Genomic DNA, 21,944 nt, shown 5'->3' with positions numbered 1-21,944 from the left:
GTAAACTTCGGAGTTTATTTTAAGACCAATTCAATACAGGGTAAACTCAAAAGTTTACCTGTTTGTATCAATTTGTTAGATTGGCTTGAACGCATAAAGGAGAGAGACCATGGCACTCATAGAAGAAAAGCGTTTAGCCATTATTATTGCGGCTAAAGAAGAGTTTATTGAACATGGGTTTACCAAGGCGAATATGGATAGAGTATGCGCGTCTGCAGGGGTGTCAAAGCGAACTCTTTATCGTCACTTTAAGAGTAAGGAAGTATTGTTTGAGTCGATACTTGCCATCATCAAATCAAGCGTCGATGAAAAAAATCATTATCCGTTTGATGCACATAAGAGCCTAGCTGAACAACTGACAGCCATAACTCGGAATGAAGTGGAAATTCTTTACAAAACTTATGGAATTCCCTTTACTCGTGTGGTGATGGCTGAATTTTTGCGCCAACCAGAAATGGCTCAACAAATCATAACAAAGCTGTATCGTTCTCACGTCCTAGCGAAATGGTTTGAGGAAGCACAACAGGCCAATGCAATACAACACATTGATAGTGCTTTGCTTTCTAATACATATTCTAGCCTGTTCAATGGCCTGTTTTTGTGGCCATTCGTATTCAACATGAAACCACTTCCATCCTCAGACGAAATAGAGCAGAAGATCGAACATCTTGTTTTTGTTATCTCAAGCACCTGTGAAGCATCGATTCAACGTTAGTTAAAGTGATACTTCAGCAACTAAAACAACTCAGAAAGCTGTTCAACCAGAGCATCAATCTCACTCAGCGCGACATTGCCGTAGCCTAAGACTGCACCTTGCCAATCTCGCGTTCTAAAATCTGAATGCTCATAAAAACTCATCGGACGCAGCACAATACCTTTTGACTGAGCGCGCTGCGTCCATGCGTGTTCATCAATACCCTGCTGCCACTTTAAAGTGATATGGAGACCAGCAGCCTGACTGATCACCGCAACTCTATCGCCAAAGTGCTTTTCAACCGCCAAACACATCTGCTCATACTTAGTTTTGTACAGTCGGCGCATTTTGCGGATATGACGTAATAACCCACCTTCAGTAATAAAATCAGCCAACGCTTCTTGTGTGTGCGTAGGTGAATCACCACTTAACGCATCTTTAACCACCAAACATTGCTCTACTAAACGTTCAGGAACCACAAGGTAACCAAGCCGTAAGCCGTTAAACATCACTTTACTGAAAGAACCCACATACAACACGCGATCATCTCGACCCATTTGAGCCGCTAGCCCTTGTAAGCTGGTATAGGGGCGATGAGCAAACTGGAATTCGCTGTCATAATCGTCCTCGATGATCCAGCGTGACTGTTCGACTGCCCAATTGATGATCTTCCCTCTTTGCTCGGTATTGAGTGTGGTGCCCATGGGATATTGATTACTTGGGGTGATATACAGTGCATCGGCATCGCTTGTGGTCACCGCTTCCACATCAAAGCCTAGTTTTTCTCGTACGAACAAAGGCTCAAATTGATACTGCTGGAATTGAATTAGCTTCCGCATTTGCGCGTAACCCGGTTGCTCCATCAGAACCTTTTCGCCTTGCTCGAGGACAACCATCGTCGCAATCGACAACGCTTGCTGCGCCCCAGAGGTAATAATGATGCGCTCTGGGGAACAATTCACTGAACGGCTTGATGCAAGGTAGTCAGCTAAAGCACAGCGTAATGTCCAACTGCCCTGGATATCTTGATTCCCCAACAAGCAGGAACGGGAGAGATGGCGAGCAAGTAACTTTTGCCATTGCGCCATCGGAAACGCTTCCAAATCAGGCACACCCGGTGCAAATGCGCGGTTGATATCAAAGTTGGTTTTCGGTGAAGAGTCCGTCTTGATTGAACTCGGTTCAGGTAGATACTGCTCCGGCAGTTCTACGGCAACATAAAAGCCCGAACCTTTCTGACTGTTCAAGTACCCTTCCGCCACCAACTGCTCGTAGGCTGAAATCACGGTATTCCGACTGAGATTAAGCTCTTGTGACAGCTTTCGTGTAGACGGCAACTTCCCATTCTTCGACCACAACCCTTGAACAATCTTCTCACGGATAGCAAAAAACAACGCTTGCTGACGCGTTCCATCACTTTCTTTTAAATGCAGGTCACCGATATCAATCAAAGACAAACTGGATCCATCCATTAGTTAAAACTGGCTCTCTTTAAGCTACCAGTTAAACGCTACATTGCAATCAGAGATTGAGGAGCAAGTGCTCGTCCATGTGAGCAAATAAGGAGAGAAAATGTTATCCAATACCAATAGAACGGAAATTAAGAAAGGCGTACATAAAGCCGTCTCTGATGTTAACAAACTGCACGCCATCATAGATGAAAGCCTAATCGCTCATGTTGCAATAACCAACGAGTCTGGCCCTGTAGTTATTCCCATGTTGGCATGGCGTGTCGATGATTACGTGTATATCCATGGAGCCAACAACAGTCGATTGTTACGCTCACTCAAACAAGGAGTGCAAACGTGCCTAACCTTTACTTTGTTTGATGGTTGGGTATTAGCTCGAAGTGCGTTTCATCATAGCGCGCATTATCGTAGCGCTGTGGTCTTTGGTCAGTTTGAGATTGTGGATTGTAACCAAGAGAAAGACAGAATACTGAATCACTTTATCGAACAGATCGCTCCGGGGAGAACCGAAGAAGTCCGTTTGAGTAATGAGAAAGAACTCAAAGCCACCATGCTACTGCGTATTCCACTCACAGAAGCATCCGTGAAAATCAGCAATTTTGGCGTCAATGACGATGCGGAAGACATGGACATTCCTGTTTGGGCTGGTGTCTTACCCTACCGAACCGTCGTAGGCCCACTGCAAGCTTGTGACGATTTGTATGAAGGTATTGCTGAGCCAGATTACCGCAGTGCCTATCCTAATCGTTGGCAGGAATTAGTACCGTAAAACGTGCCCCGCCTAAGTGGCTCTCGCCGACAGAAAGTTCCCAACCTAATTGCCTCGCTGCACTGGTAGCGATGGCAAGCCCTAAACCAAAGCCTTTCACGTCGGCGTTGCGGCTTTTGTCTAAACGCGAAAATGGAACAAACACTTCTTCTCGCATTGCTTCAGGGATACCCGGACCATCGTCCTCGACATCAACAATCCAGAAGTGCTCAACCGATCGAATCGTCACCTCAACGCAAGATTCACCGTAACGTTTTGCGTTCTGTAGCAAGTTATCGAGGACAAGGTTGCCTAAAGTCGGTTGCAAGTGAATGGATTGATACGCGAGTTCATTTTCTACCGTCAACTTGGCGAACTCTAAGCCTCGGTAATTCATTCGGCTTTTACACCAAAGCGGCAGTTCAATGGTTTCAACAGAATCGTTCAAAGAATGGTTTTTGACGCTCAAACGAGACAGCATGACAATGTCGGACGTTAAATCCGTCACGACATCAACGTACCGTTCAATATCATCATGCAGCTCTGCCTGCATTTCACCGCTGGTGCGCCTTGCTAAATCGGTCGCTAACTGAATTCGGCTGAGCGGAGTGCGTACTTCGTGAGGGATAGCTTGGGTAAAGATGTGTGTCTGGCGTACTCGCCTTTCTATGTATTCTGACATGCTGTTGAAGCCTTGAGCAAGTTCTTTCACGGGTTGCGAAAATTGCTTTAGCTCGACTCGCGTATTCAACTCACCAGATCCAAACTGTTGTTGTGCGGCTGTTAGCTGTCGGATCTGGCGATCAAGGCGACGCACAGGGATGTAAACCATGACACCTAAACTGCACACCACAGTAAGTAACAGAGTGAGAACGAAAATGATCTCGGAATCTTCATCCCAATCGATATCTGGACTGAAAAAGTCACGCTTTTCTTTGAATACCAAACTCTCTGACGTGTTAGGAAGTGGAAACACCGCAGCGTAGATACTGTCATCGATTAAATAAACGGGTACCCCTTGCATACGATAAAGCAACTCGCAATCCAAGCACGGGGGTGAGCCATCCCAGTTTTTCAACAATGTGAGGTCGAAGATAAAGAAATCTTGTTTTCCGTTGGCGGTGAGCTTTTTGTACAGTGAATCGGGAGAGCCTCGCTGCTCGATATACTGGTCAACAAAGTAAGCACCGTCGCTTAAGAAGATACCTGCTTCTGTTTTACGCATGTACTCGTCGCCCATGAAAAGGAACAACGCGACAGTTAACGCGAGGCCAGTCACCAACCCCACGTAAAGACGAGTAAACATGGAAAACATGCGCTACTTCCCTGTGAGCATATAGCCGCGATTGCGCACGGTTTTTATGGTTGCGGTATGGATATGAGCCTTGGAAAATTTTTTCCTGAGCGAGGAGATTCGCATGTCAATGGAACGGTCGGTAATGCAATACTCAATACCCCGGGCGAGACGGCAGCATGACTCTCGAGAGACAGGCTTATCGACGTTGAGCATTAGAAGTTCTAGGATCTCAAATTCAGAGTCCGTGAGGTCGATGTCTTGTTCCAAGTAGTAAGCTTTGGAACGACGGGTGCAGAGGTCAATACCATATCGACTCAATTCAGTCTCTTCTACGGTATCCACTTGGCGGCGATAGCGACGCAAGGCGGCTTCAATACGGGCGAGCAGAATATTACCTTTGATCGGTTTAGTCAGGTAATCATCAGCCCCAAACTTAAACAAGCTGACTTCACTCATCTCATCATCCGTCGCGGTTAAAACAATGATGATACCGTGGTAGAACTCTCGCGCCTCTTGGCATATTTCCGCGCCATTTTTGCCGGGTAGCATCAAATCTAACAGCACTAATTCCGGCTTGAGTTCCTTAATCGCCTCTAACGCGTTTAGACCATTATCGACCACTGTAACTAGATAGCCTTCCGCCTCTAGATACATTTTGGTTAGTCGAGCAATCTCAGAATCATCCTCTACTAGCAAGATTTTATTGCCACCCATGAACCATTCACTCCATCTATAAAACAGAAGAAGTATATCGTTCGTTTTGTAGGGCGCAACCCACATGCACGACACTTTTTCCTACAAGAGATCGCTTACAAACACTTACAAACCATACATTTATAAAAGCCAACCACACTAAAAATAAGACAATTAGAGCAAATGACCAGTTTATAAATCAAATGCAGAACATTGAGCAACTAAAACCAACCGCGACAATATATAAATCCTTTATTATTTTGGTTTTGTCGAATTAAAAACCTTACAACAAAACATTTCTAATCATTATGACTCAGATTGCTCATATAGACAGATATTTCTGTTCCCCCTAAATTCCCACCGAACCCTCAGCCTGTGAGTAATACAAAAATGAAATTCGCTCGATTAACGCCTTTAGCCATGTTGTGTGCGGTTAGCCTAACAGCTTGCGGTGGTAGTGACTCAAATTCGAAAACCTCGACAACCACACCTCCAACGCCACCAACCCCAACATTGAACACCGTTATTATCCCTACTGTCGTTTCTACAGAATTTCCTGCCGAGCTAAAAGTCGCGGCAGATGCTGGCTTCACCCACTACGTAAAAATCTCCCTGTCTGAAGCAAACAGCGACGATGCATTTCACATTGTGGCGGTTGATGACGGTGTGAATAATGAAAAAATCTTTCGTGCCGCAAAAATCATCCAACACCTACTCACAAACCAACCGGATTCTAAGTACGGCGCCGACAAGTCTGGTATCGCTAAGACATTAGCCGACCGTGATGCGACACTAATGCTGACAGCAAACGATGACCAGAATAACGAAATGCTAACCAAGATTTTTATTGGTGAGCTACTTCGTCAAGACAAGTTGAATGATGCCGTCGCAGACTCAGGGTTATCTCAATCTTTTGATACCAGTTCACTAGACAAGTTTATTGCTGACATGATGGCGCTTAACGAAGACGACATGGACACATTAGTGGAGTCTTTGATAACGACACTAATGAGCAGCAAAGACACGCCAAACTGGCTCATGAACAGCCAATCTCTAATGTACCGAGAACTCACGGTTGAAGGCGATTGCCATTACATGAGTAACTTTGCTGATTACTGTGCCAATCTTGGCAACCACGCCGACCGTGATGCCGCTTTTGAAGAAATTCTACACTTGGTCCAAGCGCAAGGCATTGCACCTAACGCGTCGACTGCGACACTTCAAAACGACATTCAAGCTCATGCGTTAAGCATCTATAACGATATTCAAGCCGGCAAACCAACGGTATGGCGCCCGACACAAAATGATTGGGAAGATTGGGAATCAGACGACTTCGATCCAGAACGTGTTAAGCAAACAGGCCCTTCTTACTCTCACGAATATTTTGCTGCCGCTTTTGAAGCGTACATGGGCGTAGCAAAAGCAAACGGGCAAGGCTTAGACGGCTACCAAGCATTAACGCGTGAGGAAATGCAAACCCAAGATCCACAAGCGGTTGATTGGATTAGCGGCTTATTCCACGGATATCTGCAATACACTGCGAACATCGATTCTGCAGGCGTCAAACTCTACACAGAGAAGACGAATCCAGGCACAGTGCCGACCTTCCGTATGTCACCAAACAAAGACGGTTTGGTAGAAGCGTACACCTACAAATCTCAGTGGCTGACAAAAGTGAAAATCGTTGGCGACGACGCAATCAATGTCATCGGTAATGACCAAGACAACACGTTTGAAGGCAACAGCAAAGACAACAGTATTTATGGTGTAGGCGGCGTCAACACCTACATCGTGCCGCACAAACTGGCGGAATGTATCGTAATCAAAGCGAAGAACGTCTCTGTTGAGTGTCCTAGCACAGGCACTGACGAGCTATACGACATTCAGAACATCCAATTCACCGATCAAACTTTAGATGTAACCAAGCTATAAAAAATGAAAAACATGAAGAAACTTACTTTACTCGCTCCCCTATTCCTTGTTGGTTGTGGTGGCCTTGCTGTCATGGATCGTACTGATGCAGTAAAAGCGCAACCAGAAATGTTGGTGAAAACCGACGGCGATTTTTGGGGGTTCGGTGCAGATGGCCATTTTGATTTTGCTGGCAAGTACAAAGGCAAATATTCGCGCAGTGCTTCAAACTCAAGCTGGTTCAATCGCATCTCATTTAAAGAAGGCGCAATGGGTGCAGAAGTGACTCGCATAGACAGCGGTGAAACTTGGCTCCTAAACTGCACAGGCGGCGGCATGTCGGTTAACTACATGGGCGTTGACTTTGGTGGCAACGATCCATACACCTGTGACATTACCCAAGATGGTAAAAAAGTCGGTGAGTTTGCGATGGAACCGAAATCCGCGTTGATCGACATCAGCCTAGAGAAAAAAGAGACAGGCGTCGTTCGAGTTGGCAACACGCATTTTAATGTAGAAACCGTTCACACGAGTCCTGACTCCATGATGGCGGTAGACATTCCATTGGGTTACAGCTTCAAGCAAGGTACACAAGAAGTTGCAGCAGTGCAAACGAACGGCACAATTGCCGTACAGATGTTGCCAGAGCTTAACGATAAACAAAAAGATGTGGTTGCCATCGGTGCCGTTGCGAGTGCACTGAGCTGGCGCCCTGAAGAATAAGCGTCTAAATAACGCATAAAAACCAAAGCCCTCAACCTAGAGGGCTTTTTTGTTAATACACACCTTGTCAGGCTATTTTTCTAGTCGCGCTGCATACTGTTTCGGTGTTAAGCCTCGGTGCTTTTTGAACATGCGATTGAAGCTCGCTACATTGGTGTAGCCAAGCCGCAGTGCGATATCGTCAATACTATTTTGCTTACTCAGCAACTCTGCGGCGATATTACTCAGTACATAGCCAGATACGGTTGAAAAGTTCAGCCCTAATTTGTGTAAGCGGCGTTGAAACTGCTGCTCGGACAAACCCAACAATGTAGAAACGCGTTCAAGTGTAGGAAGCCCATAATGGCTACTGTAATTCACCACTTCATAAATCACTTTCAGCTCATCTTCTGGATCGGGCATGTTGAGTAAATCATCCAAATCGGAAAAACTCATCGCTAAACGGTTGTCTTCACGATGATTTACCTGTCGCGAAGCAAGACGGTCATCGCCGTTAATCCATATTTCTGTCTTGGGTTGGCTCCATTCCACTTCACAACCAAAGTACTCTTTATAGAGCGCACTGTTTTTCCTAGAGCCAGAAATCATCACTCGCAAAGGTTGATAATCTTCACCCAAAAACTCGCGTAAGATTTTGATCATGAATATTGCACAACGAATGCTGTCGTGCACTTTCACTGAGGTTTCAATAAAGGGATTATGATAGGTCCATTTGATGATTTTTCCGGATTGTTCACCCGCAAAGAAGGCACCAGATTGAAGATTACTCGTACCATAATTGACTCTTCGAATCGTACTAGCTAAGTCATTGCCAGAAAACAGCCAACGCCCCACAGGGCCAAGCTTTTGCAGCTCGATGTCTCGGCTAAGGTTCAATATCACATCTGGGTCATTGCTTCGCTCTTCAACACGTCGATACCATTCGGACACCGCCCTCAAAGGAATTAAACCCATCGGGTTATGAAACACCGAAGCAGGTATACCAAGCTCATCTGAGCTCAAATTGTACTTAGATAACGCTAGGTTATTCATGTTTAAAATACCCATGGCGCGAATAAACCGAACTGTTCTCATAACCAATCACATCAAATTTAATCCTCTAGTGATTGAATTTGTCACAAAGACTCACCTATTTCAATTCCTGATCACAATAAGCCAACAGTTTGATAGAGGAGTGTTTAATGAGTTTACTGAGTGTCCCATTTGTCGGAACAGGCGCAGATACAGCGTTGCATGTCGTTGCTGCCGTCGTTTTAATCGCGAGTGTTGCAGGCGCGTGTTACGGCTTTTGGAAAATCCATGAGTTACCAATTAATAAGGCACATAGCAAAGACCACCACCAAATAGGGTTGATCACCGCCCTCACCTGGATAGGTTTTGTCTGGCACTGGGTATGGGTGCTAGCCGTGATTTTTGCATTCGTTGATATGGAAAAAGCCATCATCAATCTGCGTGATACATGGAAAAGTAAACCGCAAACAGAAGCACAGCCACAAGAGGAGGCGTAATGTTAGAAGGTTTAGCGGTTTGGGCACTCTTCATCTATTTGCTGCGTTTAGTCGGCATGCCTTGGAACAAAGCGACCAAATCGTTCGCTTATCTTGGCGGTTTGGGTTGGCTGATGTTTGTATGGGTGGGCCTGATTAACTTCACACCGATGGATTTATCCGGCGGTTCTGTGGTGCAATCTCCTCATGTTCAATTGCGTCCAGATTCAACTAACGTGAAAGGCAAAGTTGACCACATTTACATCAAGCCGAATCAACAAGTTGAAAAAGGTCAGCTCATTTATGAACTTGACCCAACGCAATACGAAATTGCATTAAATCAAGCGAATGTATCCGCTGATTCTGCTCGCGTTGCATTAGCTACGGCAAAAGGTGACATCGAGATTGAAGAAGCTAACCACGAAGCGCTAGTGCAAGATCTGGAGACATCAAAGAGCCAATTGGAAGCCGCGAAAGTTGACTACAAATTGCAGAAAAAGATGCTAGATCGTTATGTTGAGCAAAACCGAGTGGTGCAAAACACCATTACGGAAAGCGACATCGACAAACAGTCGAGCACGGTAGACATGGCTCGCCACAATGTGTTGACTCTTGAATCTCAAATCAAGAAGAAACAAGTCGATATTTCACGTGCGAAGCTGGCGATTCATAAAGCGGAGCTAGCGGTTGAAACGAAACAGGCTGAATTGCGTCAAGCGGAAGAACAAATCGCAAAAGCACAATGGGATCTGAACAGCACCAAAGTGCACGCTCCTAGCGATGGCTTTGTGACTAACTTTATCTTGCGTGAAGGCCAGCGTGTATCAGCAATGCCGCGTATTAATATGTACACCAACGAGAAGTACGTACTGATGCGAGTTAACCACCAAGCGATTCGTAACATCAAACCGGGTCAACCTGCGGAATTCTCCTCTTCGGTTTATCCAGGTAAGATCTTCTCAGCGACTGTCGAGGGCATTGTTGAGGCAACAGGTGAATCACAAGGTAATCTAATGGGCTTCGATGACTCTGTTCGCGTCACAACCGGTAAGAACTTGCAGAACAAACACCACTTTGTTCGTCTTAAGATTGATGAGCCAGAAGGCTACGACATCCCTGTAGGCTCTGTTGGTCTTGCATGGGTCAGCGGTGAAAAACCGATAGGCTTCATGGCCTTCTTGGATGTGATTCGCGGGATCATCATCCGAATGAAGTCTCAATTGTACTTCTTCTACTCTATCTAAACTCACAAACCGCCAGTTACGCTGGCGGTTTTCTTTTCATTTGTATCCAAGCACGTACTTTTCCCGTATAACAATTAGTTAGTAAACAACGGAGAAGATTCATGTCGGCAAAGGAAAGAAGCCTACCTACCCATCGTATCTCAAGATTCAGCAAGTTCGCTTCACTTGCTACCCGTGTCGCAGGCAACGTGATTGCAGAAGGCACGAAGCAGATCGCCAAAGGCAACAAACCAAAAGCGAAAGACCTCTTGCTGACGCCGCAGAACATCGCGCGCTTAACCGACCAGCTCGCCCATCTACGTGGCGCAGCAATGAAGCTCGGTCAAATGCTATCAATGGATGCTGGTGATGTACTTGAACCTGAACTCGCTGATATTCTTTCCCGTCTTCGCTCCAACGCAGACCCAATGCCAGCGAAGCAACTGAACGGTGTTATGGAAGGTTCGCTTGGTGCTAACTGGAAAGCCGAGTTCCTGTCCTTTAACTTCAAACCTATTGCCAGCGCCTCAATCGGACAAGTGCATCAGGCCTACAGCGATGCAGGTGATAACCTAGCCGTCAAAGTACAATATCCTGGCATACGAAAAAGTATCGATAGCGACGTCGATAATGTCGGCACACTACTTAAAGTCGTTGGGTTGATTCCCGAGTCTGTTGATTACAAAGGCTTGCTGGAAGAAGCGAAAAAGCAACTGCATGATGAAGCCGATTACGCACGAGAGGCGCAATTTGCCATTCGTTATCATGACGCGTTGAAGGAGCACCCTCATTTTGTGGTGCCGAAGATTCACACCGAAAGCAGCTCAGACTCCGTTCTCGCGATGGAATTCATCGATGGTAGCCCGATTGAGCAAATCGAACATTATGATCAGAGTACGCGAGATTTTGTCATGCACAGCCTACTCGAATTACTGTTTCGAGAGCTGTTCGAATTTAAGATGGTGCAAACCGATCCCAACTTCGCCAACTACTTATATATCGAAAACACTCGTCAAATCGGCTTGCTAGACTTTGGTGCGACCCGCGAATACAGCGAACGATTCAGTACTGGCTATCGCCAAGCTTTTGCTTCTGTAGTGAATAATGACGAACAAGGCTTAAATGATGCGCTTGAACAAATAGGCTTCTTCAGCCAAACCATCCTTCCAGACCAGCGCCAAGCGATTCTCGATCTAGTGAAAATGGCGTGTGAACCTATGTTGGTCGATGAGCCGTATGATTTCAAAGCTAGCGGCTTAGCACAAAAGCTTCGCGAGGCTGGCACTATTCTAAGCATGGAGCAAGAGTACTGGCACACGCCACCAGCCGATGCCCTATTCCTACACAGAAAAATTGGCGGTATGTACTTACTCGCCGCTCGTATTGGCGCAAAAGTGAACATTCGCCAATTGGTCTCACCTTACCTACAGATAACTGACCAATAGGCTATTGTTTTTCTGCTATTTTCGAGTACCTTGATCAGCTGCCTATAAGAATAATCTGACTGTCGGGGTGCTCGGTGAGTAAGTTTCAAGACCTCTCCACTCTAATCGAACAAATTGTCCAAGCAGACGAAGCGGAACAAGTCACCGCTTTGAATGATTCTATCGAATGCGGTCTCGAGCCCGGTGCGGTTGCATTGATCCTCGAAGCCTTCCCGATCGATGATCGTGTGCGCTTGTGGCGTGCATTACCTATGGAACTGCACATCGATGTGCTAACCGAAATGCGTGCAGAAGTGCGTCTTTCGATCATCGAAGCGCTTTCTGAAGTTGAGTTAAAGCTTACCTTAGCCAAGCTAGATAACTTATCTCTGATCGAATGGGCAGACTCTCTGCCTGAAGAGTTCATCAATGAAGCGCTAGAGCTGATTGAGAAAGACGAACTCGACCTCTACGATCAAGCAAACGAATACGAAGACGAAGAACTTGGCCGCTGGGCTGAGCGTAAGATCATCACGCTCCCTTTTAATATCACGGTTGGCAAAGCTCGACGCCTAATGGAGCGTTACAGCTACGATACACCGCAACAAGTGTATCTCATCAACCGTAAGAAACAGTTTCGTGGCGCGGTGAACTACTATGAAATCTTGCGTAGTGAGGAAGACGTTCGCCTTAAAACCTTAGCGATAGAAACCGTCACCGTACTCGACAGTAAAATGGAGTTACCAGAAGCAGTCGAAGCGCTAGAGCACAGCCCTCTTCCTGCTTTGCCAGTGACGGATGCTGACCAAACCTTAATTGGGGAAGTAGATTGGCAGTTTGCTCTGAGCACGCAACGTGAAATCTACGAAGCACGCTTGATGGCGGGTACCGGTATGGATGAGGGCGATGACTTGTTCGCACCTATTCTAAAAAGCTCGCAAAAGCGCGGCGTTTGGCTCGGTATCAACTTACTGACAGCGATTCTAGCCTCTGTCACTATCGGTTTGTTTGAAGACGTGATTTCACAAGTGGTTGCTCTTGCTGTTCTGATGCCAATCGTTGCCTCTATGGGTGGTATTGCGGGCAGTCAAACACTGACCTTGATGGTTCGTGCTATGGCATTAAATCAGATCACCCCAGGTAACCGTTTTGCGCTGCTTAAAAACGAACTGGGTATCGGCTCTCTTAACGCTTTGTTGTGGGCGCTGATCATCGGTGGATTAGCAGGACTTTGGTTCCAATCTCCCGTTCTAGGCGGAACCATCGCGTTAGCCATCATCGTCAATATCGTTACCGCAGCATTATTTGGCGTGCTGATCCCTATTGTTCTGGATAAACTAAAGCTAGACCCAGCCTTGGCAGGTTCAGTCATCCTGACAACCGTTACTGATGTCGTCGGTTTCTTTGCTTTCTTGGGTACTGCCAGCCTAGTAATGTTGTAAAAATGATTGCCCTAGTTAATTAATTCATCATTAGCATATTAATTACAAATTGCAATCCGCATTTGCATTTTGCAATTAACACAATAAATTAGGCAACCTATATCACAGAAACCGCGTTTTTACGGTGGTTTTAAAGTTGGCACGCTAACTGCATTATCTATAGTGACCCTTCTTAAGCCGAGGGTCACCTAGCCAACTGACGTTGTTAGTGAACTTGAATTTGTTCACAAGTATATAAGCCAATCGCGCTCTTTGCGGTTGGCTATTTTTTTATCTGTGCTTTCGTGATTCCTTTCTTCGCCTTCCTCCTTCTCGCACTCAGTACTCTCTATTCAAGCTGCAGCAAAATCCCAGTTTCAAAGTCAAATCAAGTCAAACGCCCAAAAACTTGCAAACGATTTCACTCCAGATTTCGCCAAGTTAACCACTAAAAATAACCACTTGAGACTACATTTCTCATTTAAGCCACATAAACATCAGTGATTAAACTTAATTATGTTTAATTTATGCGCAACACAACACTCAACCAAAAAGAAAACGTTTGCTTAAAAAACATAAGAGGTAACAATGGTTGAGTTTATAAAGAAAGCGTGTAAAGCAAAGGCGATATAAGAAAGAGCTCAATGATACCGATTTCATGACATATTACTCTTGAATGAAGCAATCAATTAACAAACTTTTTTGCTCTTCAAATAAAATGTAACCTTATGTTTTTAATGGAATAAAAAAACACAAAGACTTGAGTAAACGTTTAAATGACAAAAAACTCATTGACTATGAGATTTACATCACGATAATACGCGCCGTTTGCCCAGAAATTGGGATCTATAATTAGTTTTAATTTTTTTGCGGAGGTAAAAATGGCTGCAGACAATAACTACAGTCTCGGACCGGTTCCTAACACTGCCAGAAAAGGCGTGGCATCATTAACCATGGTTATGTTGGGACTCACTTTCTTCTCCGCAAGTATGTGGACGGGCGGCTCGCTCGGTACTGGCCTTTCTTTTGATGATTTCTTCCTCGCTGTTCTCATTGGTAACCTAATCCTCGGTATCTACACTTCTTTCCTCGGTTACATCGGCGCTTCTACTGGTCTCTCCACTCACCTCCTTGCTCGTTTCTCTTTTGGCTCTAAAGGCTCTTGGCTTCCTTCCGCACTTCTTGGCGGTACACAAGTTGGTTGGTTTGGTGTTGGCGTAGCAATGTTTGCGATTCCAGTAAACAAAGCAACAGGCATCGATACAAACACGCTTATCATCATTTCTGGTCTACTCATGACCGCAACGGTTTACTTCGGCATCTCTGCGCTTATGGTGTTATCTGCGATTGCAGTTCCGGCGATTGCCCTTCTTGGCGGTTACTCTGTGATTGAAGCAGTAAACAGTGTTGGCGGCGTGGCTGAACTGCAAAAAGTACAACCGGCACAACCTATCGACTTTTCAGTAGCGCTAGCAATGGTGGTTGGCTCATTCATCAGTGCGGGTACCCTAACCGCAGACTTTGTTCGATTCGGCAAGAAGCCAAAAGGCGCAGTGATGGTCACGATGGTGGCATTCTTTATCGGTAACTCGCTGATGTTCATCTTCGGCGCAGCTGGTGCGGCGGTAACAGGTCAATCGGACATTTCAGAAGTGATGATCGCGCAAGGTCTTCTTATTCCAGCTATCATCGTTCTTGGCTTGAACATCTGGACAACCAACGACAACGCGCTTTACGCATCGGGTCTAGGCTTTTCCAACATCACTGGTTTGCCAAGTAAATACATCTCAATGGCGAACGGTTTAGTAGGTACATTGTGTGCACTATGGTTGTACAATAACTTTGTAGGCTGGTTAACCTTCCTATCGCTTGCAATTCCACCAATTGGCGGCGTAATCATTGCGGACTTCTTCATGAACCGTAAACGTTACACAAATTTCGCAGCTGCAGAGTTCCAAACGGTTAACTGGGCTGGCATTATCGCGGTGGCGATTGGTGTTGCAGCAGGTCACTTCCTTCCGGGTATCGTGCCTGTGAATGCGGTACTAGGCGGCACAATCAGCTACCTGATTCTAAATCCTATTCTTAATAAAAAGACACTGGCACAACAGCCAGCGTAAGGAACCATCATGACGACACTATTGATCAAGAACGCAACGCTAAAGGGACAGGAAGGTCTCCAGCAAATTTTGATTGAGGATGGTCAATTCAAGCGTATTGAAGACAATAATGTAGAACTAAATTACACAGGTGATGTTCTTGATGCGGAGGGCGGCATGGCTGTCGCTCCTTTCTGTGAGCCGCACATTCACCTAGACACCACGCAAACCGCCGGTGAGCCAAGCTGGAACATCTCTGGTACGCTTTTCGAGGGTATCGAGCGTTGGGCTGAGCGTAAAGAGATGCTGTCGATTGAAGACGTGAAATCACGCGCAAAGCAAACGCTTAAGTGGCAAATTGCAAACGGTGTGCAGCACGTTCGTACTCACGTTGACGTTTCTGACCCTACCCTAATTGCCCTAAAAGCGATGGTAGAAGTTCGTGAAGAAATGAAAGAGTGGGTAGACATCCAAATCGTTGCGTTTCCACAAGAAGGCATTTTGTCTTACCCAAACGGTAAAGAACTACTGGAAGAAGCGGTTCAGCTGGGTGCTGACGTTATTGGTGCAATTCCTCACTTTGAATTCACTCGTGAGTACGGCATCGAGTCTCTGCACTACGTTTTCGAACTGGCACAGAAATACGACCGTTTGATTGACGTACACTGTGACGAGATCGATGACGAGCAATCACGTTTTGTTGAAACGCTTGCAGCGCTAGCGCACAAATTCAACATGGGTCACAAGGTAACCGCAAGCCATACGACCGCTATGGGCTCTTACAATGGTGCTTACGCATCTCGTCTGTTCCGTCTTCTACGCATGTCTGGCATCAACTTCGTTGCAAACCCATTAGTGAACATCCACCTTCAAGGCCGCTTCGATGATTACCCGAAACGCCGTGGTGTGACTCGTGTGAAAGAAATGCTGAATGCGAACATCAACGTATGTTTTGGTCACGATGATGTATTTGACCCTTGGTACCCACTAGGCACAGCAAACATGCTGCAAGTTCTGCATATGGGTCTGCACGTGTGTCAGGTGATGGGTTACGACCAAATCAACAACTCACTGGATCTGATCAGCACGAATTCAGCACGTACACTGAATATTCAAGACAAGCACGGCATTGAAACAGGTAAGCCAGGTAGTTTACTGATTCTTCCTGCAGAAAATGGTTTTGACGCAGTACGTCGCCAAGTTCCGGTTCGCTACTCTGTTCGTCACGGTAAAGTGATTGCAGAAACACAGCCTGCGACAACACACATTCACCTTGGTGAGCAAGAGCAAGTGACTTACAAGCGCTAATCACTGAGCTTTTAAACAAAAAAAGGGTCTGATTAAATCAGACCCTTTTTTTATTTCTTCACGCGCTGTGTTAGGTGTCTACGGCAACTAATGACATTCCTTAGCAACGAAGGCGTATTCCCTAAATAGACAACCTTGCCATCTTCATCAACAATGGCAGGTACAACCTTTAAGCCTTTCATATCTGCGCCGTATTCCACCAACTTACGTTCTAGCTCATATAAATCCTGCATATCTCGGACTCAATTTATAATTATCAGTTTTCGCGTGAATGCTATCCCTCTAAAGAGATATCAATACTGATCTGGATCATGAAAGATAGATCCTAATTATGGTGGGCTCAAACTTGAGACACTTCATGGTTTGAATGTGTTTTTGAATGTGAAATTTTGTGAACTGCATTCAAATTAAATTTCAAAATATAGACAGTTTGCGTAATAAATATTTGCACTCCTTCGTAACAAACACTAAAGTTAGGGAGTTAGTTGAGCTTTATACTAAAAAGCCACAAATCGCCCAAACACAGATTTAACACTAACAACGTCAAAATTAGTGCTTATAAAATAAAGAATAAAACAAAACCTAGGGTCAACAGCAATGTTGACCCTTTTCTTTGCTTCCCTCACTCGAGCCAAACAGAAAAACTTTGAGCCTTATAGTAAACAAAACTTTTGCGTGATAACTGTCGGTTATCAGCGAGATAAGTGGATTCCTAATCAAACAGCGTTCAATAATAGCTTCGAACCAAACATCTCGGAGTGAAATACATGAACATTTTCAACAAAACTACATTGGTCGCGGCAGTATCTCTTCCCCTACTTGCAGGATGCGTGACTCCGGGAGAAGATGATCCAAACGCATTAACAAAACAAGGCGCTGCAGGTGGTGCACTTTTAGGTCTGACTATGGGCGCTTTGACGGGTGATGCTGAGCTCGCCGTGAAAGGCGCAGTTGCGGGTGGTGTAGCCGGTGGTGTCGCAGGTGCTGGCGCGGATATTCACAATAACCGTGACAACATTCGCCACGACAGCCGCAATGACGCGATTAGTGGTATTAACGGTGGTCAGAACACAGCAGCAACCAACGCCCCACAGCAGTGGCAAGAGATCGATAACTTTGTAGGTGATTGGAACGTAAATATCCAGAACCACAATCGCGACTTTAAAGGTTTAGAAGGTCTGTCTGCACACGGCTCGCTAGCAAAAACAACGGAAGCAAATGTTAAGGTGACCAATTCGCAAGGTGTTGACCTTAATGCCGCGTTCACGTTCGATCCACAAGCAGGCTACCAACTAACGCTGACTAATGAAGCAAAAGATGTATCGGTTGCTTTTGCTGGTGAACAACAATCACAAAACCATCGCTACAACTTCTACCCGATGAACATTAACGACGTCATTTACCAAGGTATTCCGACGGGTGATGTGCGTGTCGAGCTAGGTTTTGCAGGTCCAAACGTTTGGACCATCGATAGCTACGCTTACATCGACGGAGCAGAACAAAAAGTACAAACGTTCCGATTCACTCGCACCCAATAAAACAACAAGGCTTTCTTCGCAACATCTCAATAACAACGTCTCACTTGGCAATTTAATAAAGGCTTAGGCATACTCTGTCTAAGCCTTTATTTTTTAGAAGAAATCCATGTATCAACTCAACCTAGCAGAGCTCAGCCAATTTGAGCCTCAGTTCCTACAGTTTATGCAGCAAGAGATGCAAACTGATGCCGCTCACGACCTCAGTCACGTACGACGCGTAGTCAAAACCGCTCGTCAGCTAGCAGAACAAGAAGGTGCAGATTTAGCCGTTGTATTGCCTGCTGCGTATCTGCACGATTGCTTTACTTACCCAAAAGATCACCCGAACCGCAAACAAAGCTCAACGATTGCAGCAACTAAAGCGATTTCGTTTCTAGAAAGCATCGACTACCCTGCTCGATACCATGACGCTATCGCCCACGCGATAGAATCTCACAGCTTTAGCGCCAACATTACACCTATTACTTTGGAAGCTCAGGTCGTCCAAGACGCAGACCGCTTAGACGCGCTTGGCGCAATTGGTGTGACACGTTGTATTCAAGTGAGCACGTTGTTTGATGCCGTCTTATATAACGAACAGGACATGTTTGCAGAGCATCGAGAATTGGAAGATAAGCGATTCACCATCGATCATTTCCAAACCAAATTGTTTAAAATTGTCGAGACGATGAACACCAAAGCAGCATATGAAGAAGGTTTGAAGCGTAAAGCGTTTATGCAGTCTTACCTAGAGCAGCTGCGCCAAGAAGTAGAAGGTTAATATGTCGGAAAGTCACGACCTAATTAAAGAGCTCAAACGCCAACTCAAGCAATCTGGCTTGCACTATGTCGATGTCGCGCAGCACTTGGAACTGAGCGAGGGCTCGGTAAAACGCTTATTGGCAGAAGGCAGTCAAATCAGCCTCGACCGCTTGGAGCGCATCTGTCAGCTGATTGGGTTAGAAATGGCAGAGCTATTTAAACTGGCAGCAGCACACAACAAAGGGCTGGAGTCGCTCACGCTAGAACAAGAAAAACAGCTGGTTGATGATAAAGGCTTATTGTTGGTTGCGGTTTGTGTGGTCAATGGTTATCGCTTCGAACAAATCATCGAGCAATACACCTTTGATGAGTTAGAGCTGATACAAAAGCTTGCCCAACTCGACCGTCTCAATATCATCGACTTGCTGCCAGGTAACAAGATTCGTCTGCGTATATCCCCGACTTTCAGGTGGCACACTGGTGGTCCTATTCAGCGTTTCTTCCAGCAACAAGTTCAAGAGGCTTTCTTCCAAAGCTATTTCTCTGCTGAAGATGAGAAGTTAGTGATGGCAACGGGCTTAATGAGCTTACCAACCAACAAGAAGATGCAGCAAAAGCTACAAAAGGTCATCGATGAGTTTTATCAGATCTGTCAAAGCGACGACTCATTGGACATGAATGAGAAGCACGGTACCTCTCTGGTGATTGCGATGCGTCGTTGGACATTCCCGCTGTTTAACCCTTGGGAACGCAAATAGGTACTACCTGATGCTCGATAAACTCAAAAGCCTATCGGTCAAGACGAGACCTATTCTCCCTTTATTCATACTCATCGCGTTTGGTGGTTTTGCGGTGTTCATTGCCACACTCTTGCAACTTTCTGATGTGGTTAAGGAGTCTTATCTTATTCCGAGTGGCGTAACGGCGTTGTGGGCGCTTGCCGCTTGGGTGATGATCTCAAGCTTTCAGCATGTTCCTGAACTTACGCCAAGCCTCGGTTTTTTCAAACGAATGAAAGCTCGCTTGGTGCGCCTGTTCTTTTATTTGGTGACATTAGGCTTTATTGGACTCTCTGGTTTTATTCTGTTTGTCACATTGAGAATGCTCAGCGTCTGGTTTCGACACTAAGCTCATCTCGTAACGCATAAGAGCACCAATCAGTGCAATATCACAAAATCATGAAACCAAAAGTATCGCAAAGTGTTACTTTTAGTTTCTCATAACGTAACTCTTTTCTTCGTGCTAGCTTCCTAAAACGCAACCTTTAAAGTGCCCCCATCTCAACGCGATTTTGCAATTACGGAGCCAGCATGTTTCTCACTAAACGATTCTTCCCCTATTTCGTGACTCAGTGCCTTGGTGCACTGAACGACAATATCTACAAGAATGTTCTCTTGTTGATGGTGACCTACAGCCAAATTGACTCACTACCGATGTCGGTTGACCTCTTTGTTAACCTTGCGGCAGGCTTATTTATTCTTCCCTTCTTTCTGTTTTCAGCCCACGCTGGTGCGATTGCCGACAACATGGACAAAGCCAAGTTAATCCGCCGCTTAAAACTTATTGAATTAGTGATAATGAGTTGCGCAGCGACGGCTATCATGACGCAGAGTGCCATTCTAATGCTGGTTCTACTCTTCATGACTGGTACTCAATCGGCTTACTTCGGCCCTGTGAAATACGCTCTACTTCCTCAAGCGCTAAAATCTGATGAGCTAGTGAAAGGCAATGCTTGGGTTGAGATGGGGACTTTCCTTTCTATCCTGATTGGTACATTAAGCGCAGGTCTATTGCTTGCGATTCCAAATGGTATGCTTATCGCCTCTTGCATTGTGATTACGCTTTCACTACTGGGCTTTTTAAGCAGCGCAAACATCCCTTCTCTGCCAAGTAAGAAAAGTGACAAAGTAAAATTCGAACCTGTTACTGGTTTGAAGAAAACACTCAAACTGGCACAAAAACAACGCGGTATTTGGATGTCGATTCTAGCGATCAGTTGGTTCTGGTTTATGGGTGCGACTTACCTGACTCAATTCCCAAATTTTGCTCGTGAACACCTATTTGCAGACAGCACTGTGGTTTCTCTGTTGTTGGCTCTGTTCTCAGTTGGTATCGCAACAGGTTCATGGCTATGTGAAAAGCTGTCCTTCAATCAAGTTGAACTGGGTATTCTGCCATTTGGTATTTTGGGCTTAACGATTTTCAGTGCCGACCTACTATGGGCAGTACCTGCAATCGAATCTTTCCCAAGTCAGTATTACGATGTACAAAGCTTTGTTGCCCAATCTTCACATATTCGAGTGATGATCGACTTGTTCTTGGTTGGTGTGAGCGGAGGCGTATTTATTGTTCCCCTTTATGCGTTTATCCAATCGCGCTCAGAAGAGGGCGAATGTGCTCAATCTATTGCGGCAAACAACATCATGAACGCACTGTTTATGGTCGCTTCCGCTGCTGTTTCTATCTTGGTGTTAAGTGTTTTAGAGTTCTCTATTGTTGAGCTATTTGCCATTTTGGCAGTCGGTAACTTCATCGTGGCTATCTACGTTTACCGTCAAGTACCTGAGTTCACTCAGCGCTTTATTAGCTACTTGCTAAGCCACTGTCTGTACCGAGTTTCGGTAACCGGCCGTCAGCATATCCCAGAACAAGGCGCTGCCCTGATTGTGGCAAACCATGTGAGCTATGTAGACGCTTTGATTCTAATGGGTACATCAACCCGCCCTGTTCGATTTGTGATGGACAAGTCAATCAGTGAGTTACCTGTTCTTAAATACGTTTTTCGTCATGCTGGCGTTATCCCAATCTGCTCTCCTCGCAAATGTGCAGAGACTTACAAAAGAGCTTTCGAACAGATTGAGCAAGCTCTTAATAACGACGAGGTAGTTTGTATCTTCCCTGAAGGTCGTTTGACCTCAAATGGCGAACTGGGCGAGTTCCGACCGGGTGTTGAGAAGATTCTTAAACGTACACCGGTTCCCGTGATTCCAATGGCGTTAAAAGGCTTATGGGGCTCTTTCTTCAGCCACAAGAATGGCCATGCGTTAACGAAGCGCCCTACTCACTTTTGGTCTTGTATCGAAGTCAATATTGGTGAGTTATTGCAACCAACCACACTAGATCGCCATTTGTTACAAAAAGAAGTGCAAGATTTGCTAATTCGCTGAC

Annotated in this window: 20 protein-coding genes; 15 read left to right on the top strand and 5 right to left on the bottom strand. The window is 45.4% G+C overall.

The features are described from left to right. Nucleotides 1-109: 109 nt before the first annotated feature. A complete protein-coding gene (locus tag ATB78_RS08295) occupies nucleotides 110-715 on the top strand; it encodes a TetR/AcrR family transcriptional regulator (protein ID WP_020194114.1) in 606 nt (201 codons plus the stop codon). A gap of 20 nt (nucleotides 716-735) precedes the next feature. Here the strand turns inward: ATB78_RS08295 and ATB78_RS08290 are convergent, their stop codons facing one another. After that, the gene (locus ATB78_RS08290) at nucleotides 736-2,166 is read right to left on the bottom strand and encodes a PLP-dependent aminotransferase family protein (RefSeq protein ID WP_061008364.1); all 1,431 of its coding nucleotides are present in this window, start codon (nucleotides 2,164-2,166) and stop codon (nucleotides 736-738) included. A gap of 100 nt (nucleotides 2,167-2,266) precedes the next feature. On the opposite strand from ATB78_RS08290, the gene ATB78_RS08285 reads away from it, so the two are divergent. Beyond that, on the top strand, nucleotides 2,267-2,932 hold the full coding sequence (locus ATB78_RS08285) for a pyridoxamine 5'-phosphate oxidase family protein (RefSeq protein WP_061008363.1): 666 nt from the start codon (nucleotides 2,267-2,269) through the stop codon (nucleotides 2,930-2,932). Here ATB78_RS08285 and ATB78_RS08280 read toward each other — a convergent pair. After that, nucleotides 2,904-4,226, bottom strand: coding sequence for an ATP-binding protein (locus ATB78_RS08280; RefSeq protein WP_061008362.1), 1,323 nt, complete (start codon nucleotides 4,224-4,226; stop codon nucleotides 2,904-2,906). The genes ATB78_RS08285 and ATB78_RS08280 overlap by 29 nt on opposite strands. 3 nt (nucleotides 4,227-4,229) lie before the next feature. Further along, entirely contained in the window at nucleotides 4,230-4,922 is a 693-nt protein-coding gene (locus ATB78_RS08275; protein WP_009704784.1) for a response regulator transcription factor, read from the bottom strand. Between the two features lie 369 nt (nucleotides 4,923-5,291). On the opposite strand from ATB78_RS08275, the gene ATB78_RS08270 reads away from it, so the two are divergent. Continuing rightward, nucleotides 5,292-6,833, top strand: coding sequence for a hypothetical protein (locus tag ATB78_RS08270; RefSeq protein WP_061008361.1), 1,542 nt, complete (start codon nucleotides 5,292-5,294; stop codon nucleotides 6,831-6,833). A gap of 12 nt (nucleotides 6,834-6,845) precedes the next feature. Continuing rightward, on the top strand, nucleotides 6,846-7,535 hold the full coding sequence (locus ATB78_RS08265; protein WP_038893570.1) for a hypothetical protein: 690 nt from the start codon (nucleotides 6,846-6,848) through the stop codon (nucleotides 7,533-7,535). A 72-nt stretch (nucleotides 7,536-7,607) separates the two neighbouring features. On the opposite strand, the gene ATB78_RS08260 is transcribed toward ATB78_RS08265, so the two are convergent. Beyond that, nucleotides 7,608-8,609, bottom strand: a complete 1,002-nt coding sequence (locus tag ATB78_RS08260) for an AraC family transcriptional regulator (protein WP_061008360.1) — start codon at nucleotides 8,607-8,609, stop codon at nucleotides 7,608-7,610. Nucleotides 8,610-8,716: 107 nt separating this feature from the next. Here ATB78_RS08260 and ATB78_RS08255 point away from each other — a divergent pair, with 107 nt between their 5' ends. From ATB78_RS08255 to ATB78_RS08230, 6 genes are all read left to right on the top strand, one after another. Beyond that, the gene (locus tag ATB78_RS08255; RefSeq protein ID WP_005442452.1) at nucleotides 8,717-9,043 is read left to right on the top strand and encodes an MFS transporter; all 327 of its coding nucleotides are present in this window, start codon (nucleotides 8,717-8,719) and stop codon (nucleotides 9,041-9,043) included. Next, nucleotides 9,043-10,266: a biotin/lipoyl-binding protein gene (locus tag ATB78_RS08250; protein WP_005442453.1), complete on the top strand. Its 1,224-nt coding sequence runs from the start codon at nucleotides 9,043-9,045 to the stop codon at nucleotides 10,264-10,266. The genes ATB78_RS08255 and ATB78_RS08250 overlap by 1 nt, the downstream gene beginning before the upstream one ends. Nucleotides 10,267-10,367: 101 nt before the next feature. Next, on the top strand, nucleotides 10,368-11,690 hold the full coding sequence (locus ATB78_RS08245) for an AarF/ABC1/UbiB kinase family protein (RefSeq protein WP_005442454.1): 1,323 nt from the start codon (nucleotides 10,368-10,370) through the stop codon (nucleotides 11,688-11,690). Nucleotides 11,691-11,764: 74 nt separating this feature from the next. Beyond that, on the top strand, nucleotides 11,765-13,111 hold the full coding sequence (locus ATB78_RS08240) for a magnesium transporter (protein ID WP_009704789.1): 1,347 nt from the start codon (nucleotides 11,765-11,767) through the stop codon (nucleotides 13,109-13,111). Between the two features lie 860 nt (nucleotides 13,112-13,971). Continuing rightward, on the top strand, nucleotides 13,972-15,210 hold the full coding sequence (gene codB, locus ATB78_RS08235; protein WP_005442458.1) for a cytosine permease: 1,239 nt from the start codon (nucleotides 13,972-13,974) through the stop codon (nucleotides 15,208-15,210). Between the two features lie 9 nt (nucleotides 15,211-15,219). Continuing rightward, nucleotides 15,220-16,497 carry a cytosine deaminase gene (locus tag ATB78_RS08230; protein ID WP_045479453.1) on the top strand — a complete coding sequence of 426 codons (1,278 nt, stop codon included), beginning with the start codon at nucleotides 15,220-15,222 and terminating at the stop codon, nucleotides 16,495-16,497. Nucleotides 16,498-16,547: 50 nt separating this feature from the next. On the opposite strand, the gene ATB78_RS08225 is transcribed toward ATB78_RS08230, so the two are convergent. After that, complete coding sequence (locus tag ATB78_RS08225; RefSeq protein WP_009704791.1) at nucleotides 16,548-16,730, bottom strand: hypothetical protein; 183 nt, start codon at nucleotides 16,728-16,730, stop codon at nucleotides 16,548-16,550. Nucleotides 16,731-17,264: 534 nt separating this feature from the next. Between ATB78_RS08225 and ATB78_RS08220 the strand changes: the two genes are divergently transcribed. From ATB78_RS08220 to ATB78_RS08200, 5 genes are all read left to right on the top strand, one after another. Beyond that, entirely contained in the window at nucleotides 17,265-18,035 is a 771-nt protein-coding gene (locus tag ATB78_RS08220) for a hypothetical protein (RefSeq protein WP_061008359.1), read from the top strand. Nucleotides 18,036-18,141: 106 nt separating this feature from the next. After that, nucleotides 18,142-18,795 carry an HD domain-containing protein gene (locus ATB78_RS08215; protein WP_061008358.1) on the top strand — a complete coding sequence of 218 codons (654 nt, stop codon included), beginning with the start codon at nucleotides 18,142-18,144 and terminating at the stop codon, nucleotides 18,793-18,795. Between the two features lies 1 nt (nucleotide 18,796). Further along, on the top strand, nucleotides 18,797-19,534 hold the full coding sequence (locus tag ATB78_RS08210) for a helix-turn-helix transcriptional regulator (protein ID WP_061008357.1): 738 nt from the start codon (nucleotides 18,797-18,799) through the stop codon (nucleotides 19,532-19,534). Nucleotides 19,535-19,544: 10 nt separating this feature from the next. Next, nucleotides 19,545-19,904, top strand: a complete 360-nt coding sequence (locus tag ATB78_RS08205) for a hypothetical protein (RefSeq protein ID WP_039839814.1) — start codon at nucleotides 19,545-19,547, stop codon at nucleotides 19,902-19,904. A 182-nt stretch (nucleotides 19,905-20,086) separates the two neighbouring features. Then, the gene (locus tag ATB78_RS08200; protein ID WP_061008356.1) at nucleotides 20,087-21,943 is read left to right on the top strand and encodes an MFS transporter; all 1,857 of its coding nucleotides are present in this window, start codon (nucleotides 20,087-20,089) and stop codon (nucleotides 21,941-21,943) included. Nucleotide 21,944 lies beyond the last annotated feature (1 nt).

The sequence above is a fragment of the Vibrio sp. CUB2 genome, assembly GCF_001557945.1.
Lineage (GTDB): Bacteria > Pseudomonadota > Gammaproteobacteria > Enterobacterales > Vibrionaceae > Vibrio > Vibrio owensii.
The sequence above is the reverse complement of the archived record's forward strand: the minus strand, read 5'-3'. Positions and strand labels throughout refer to the sequence as shown.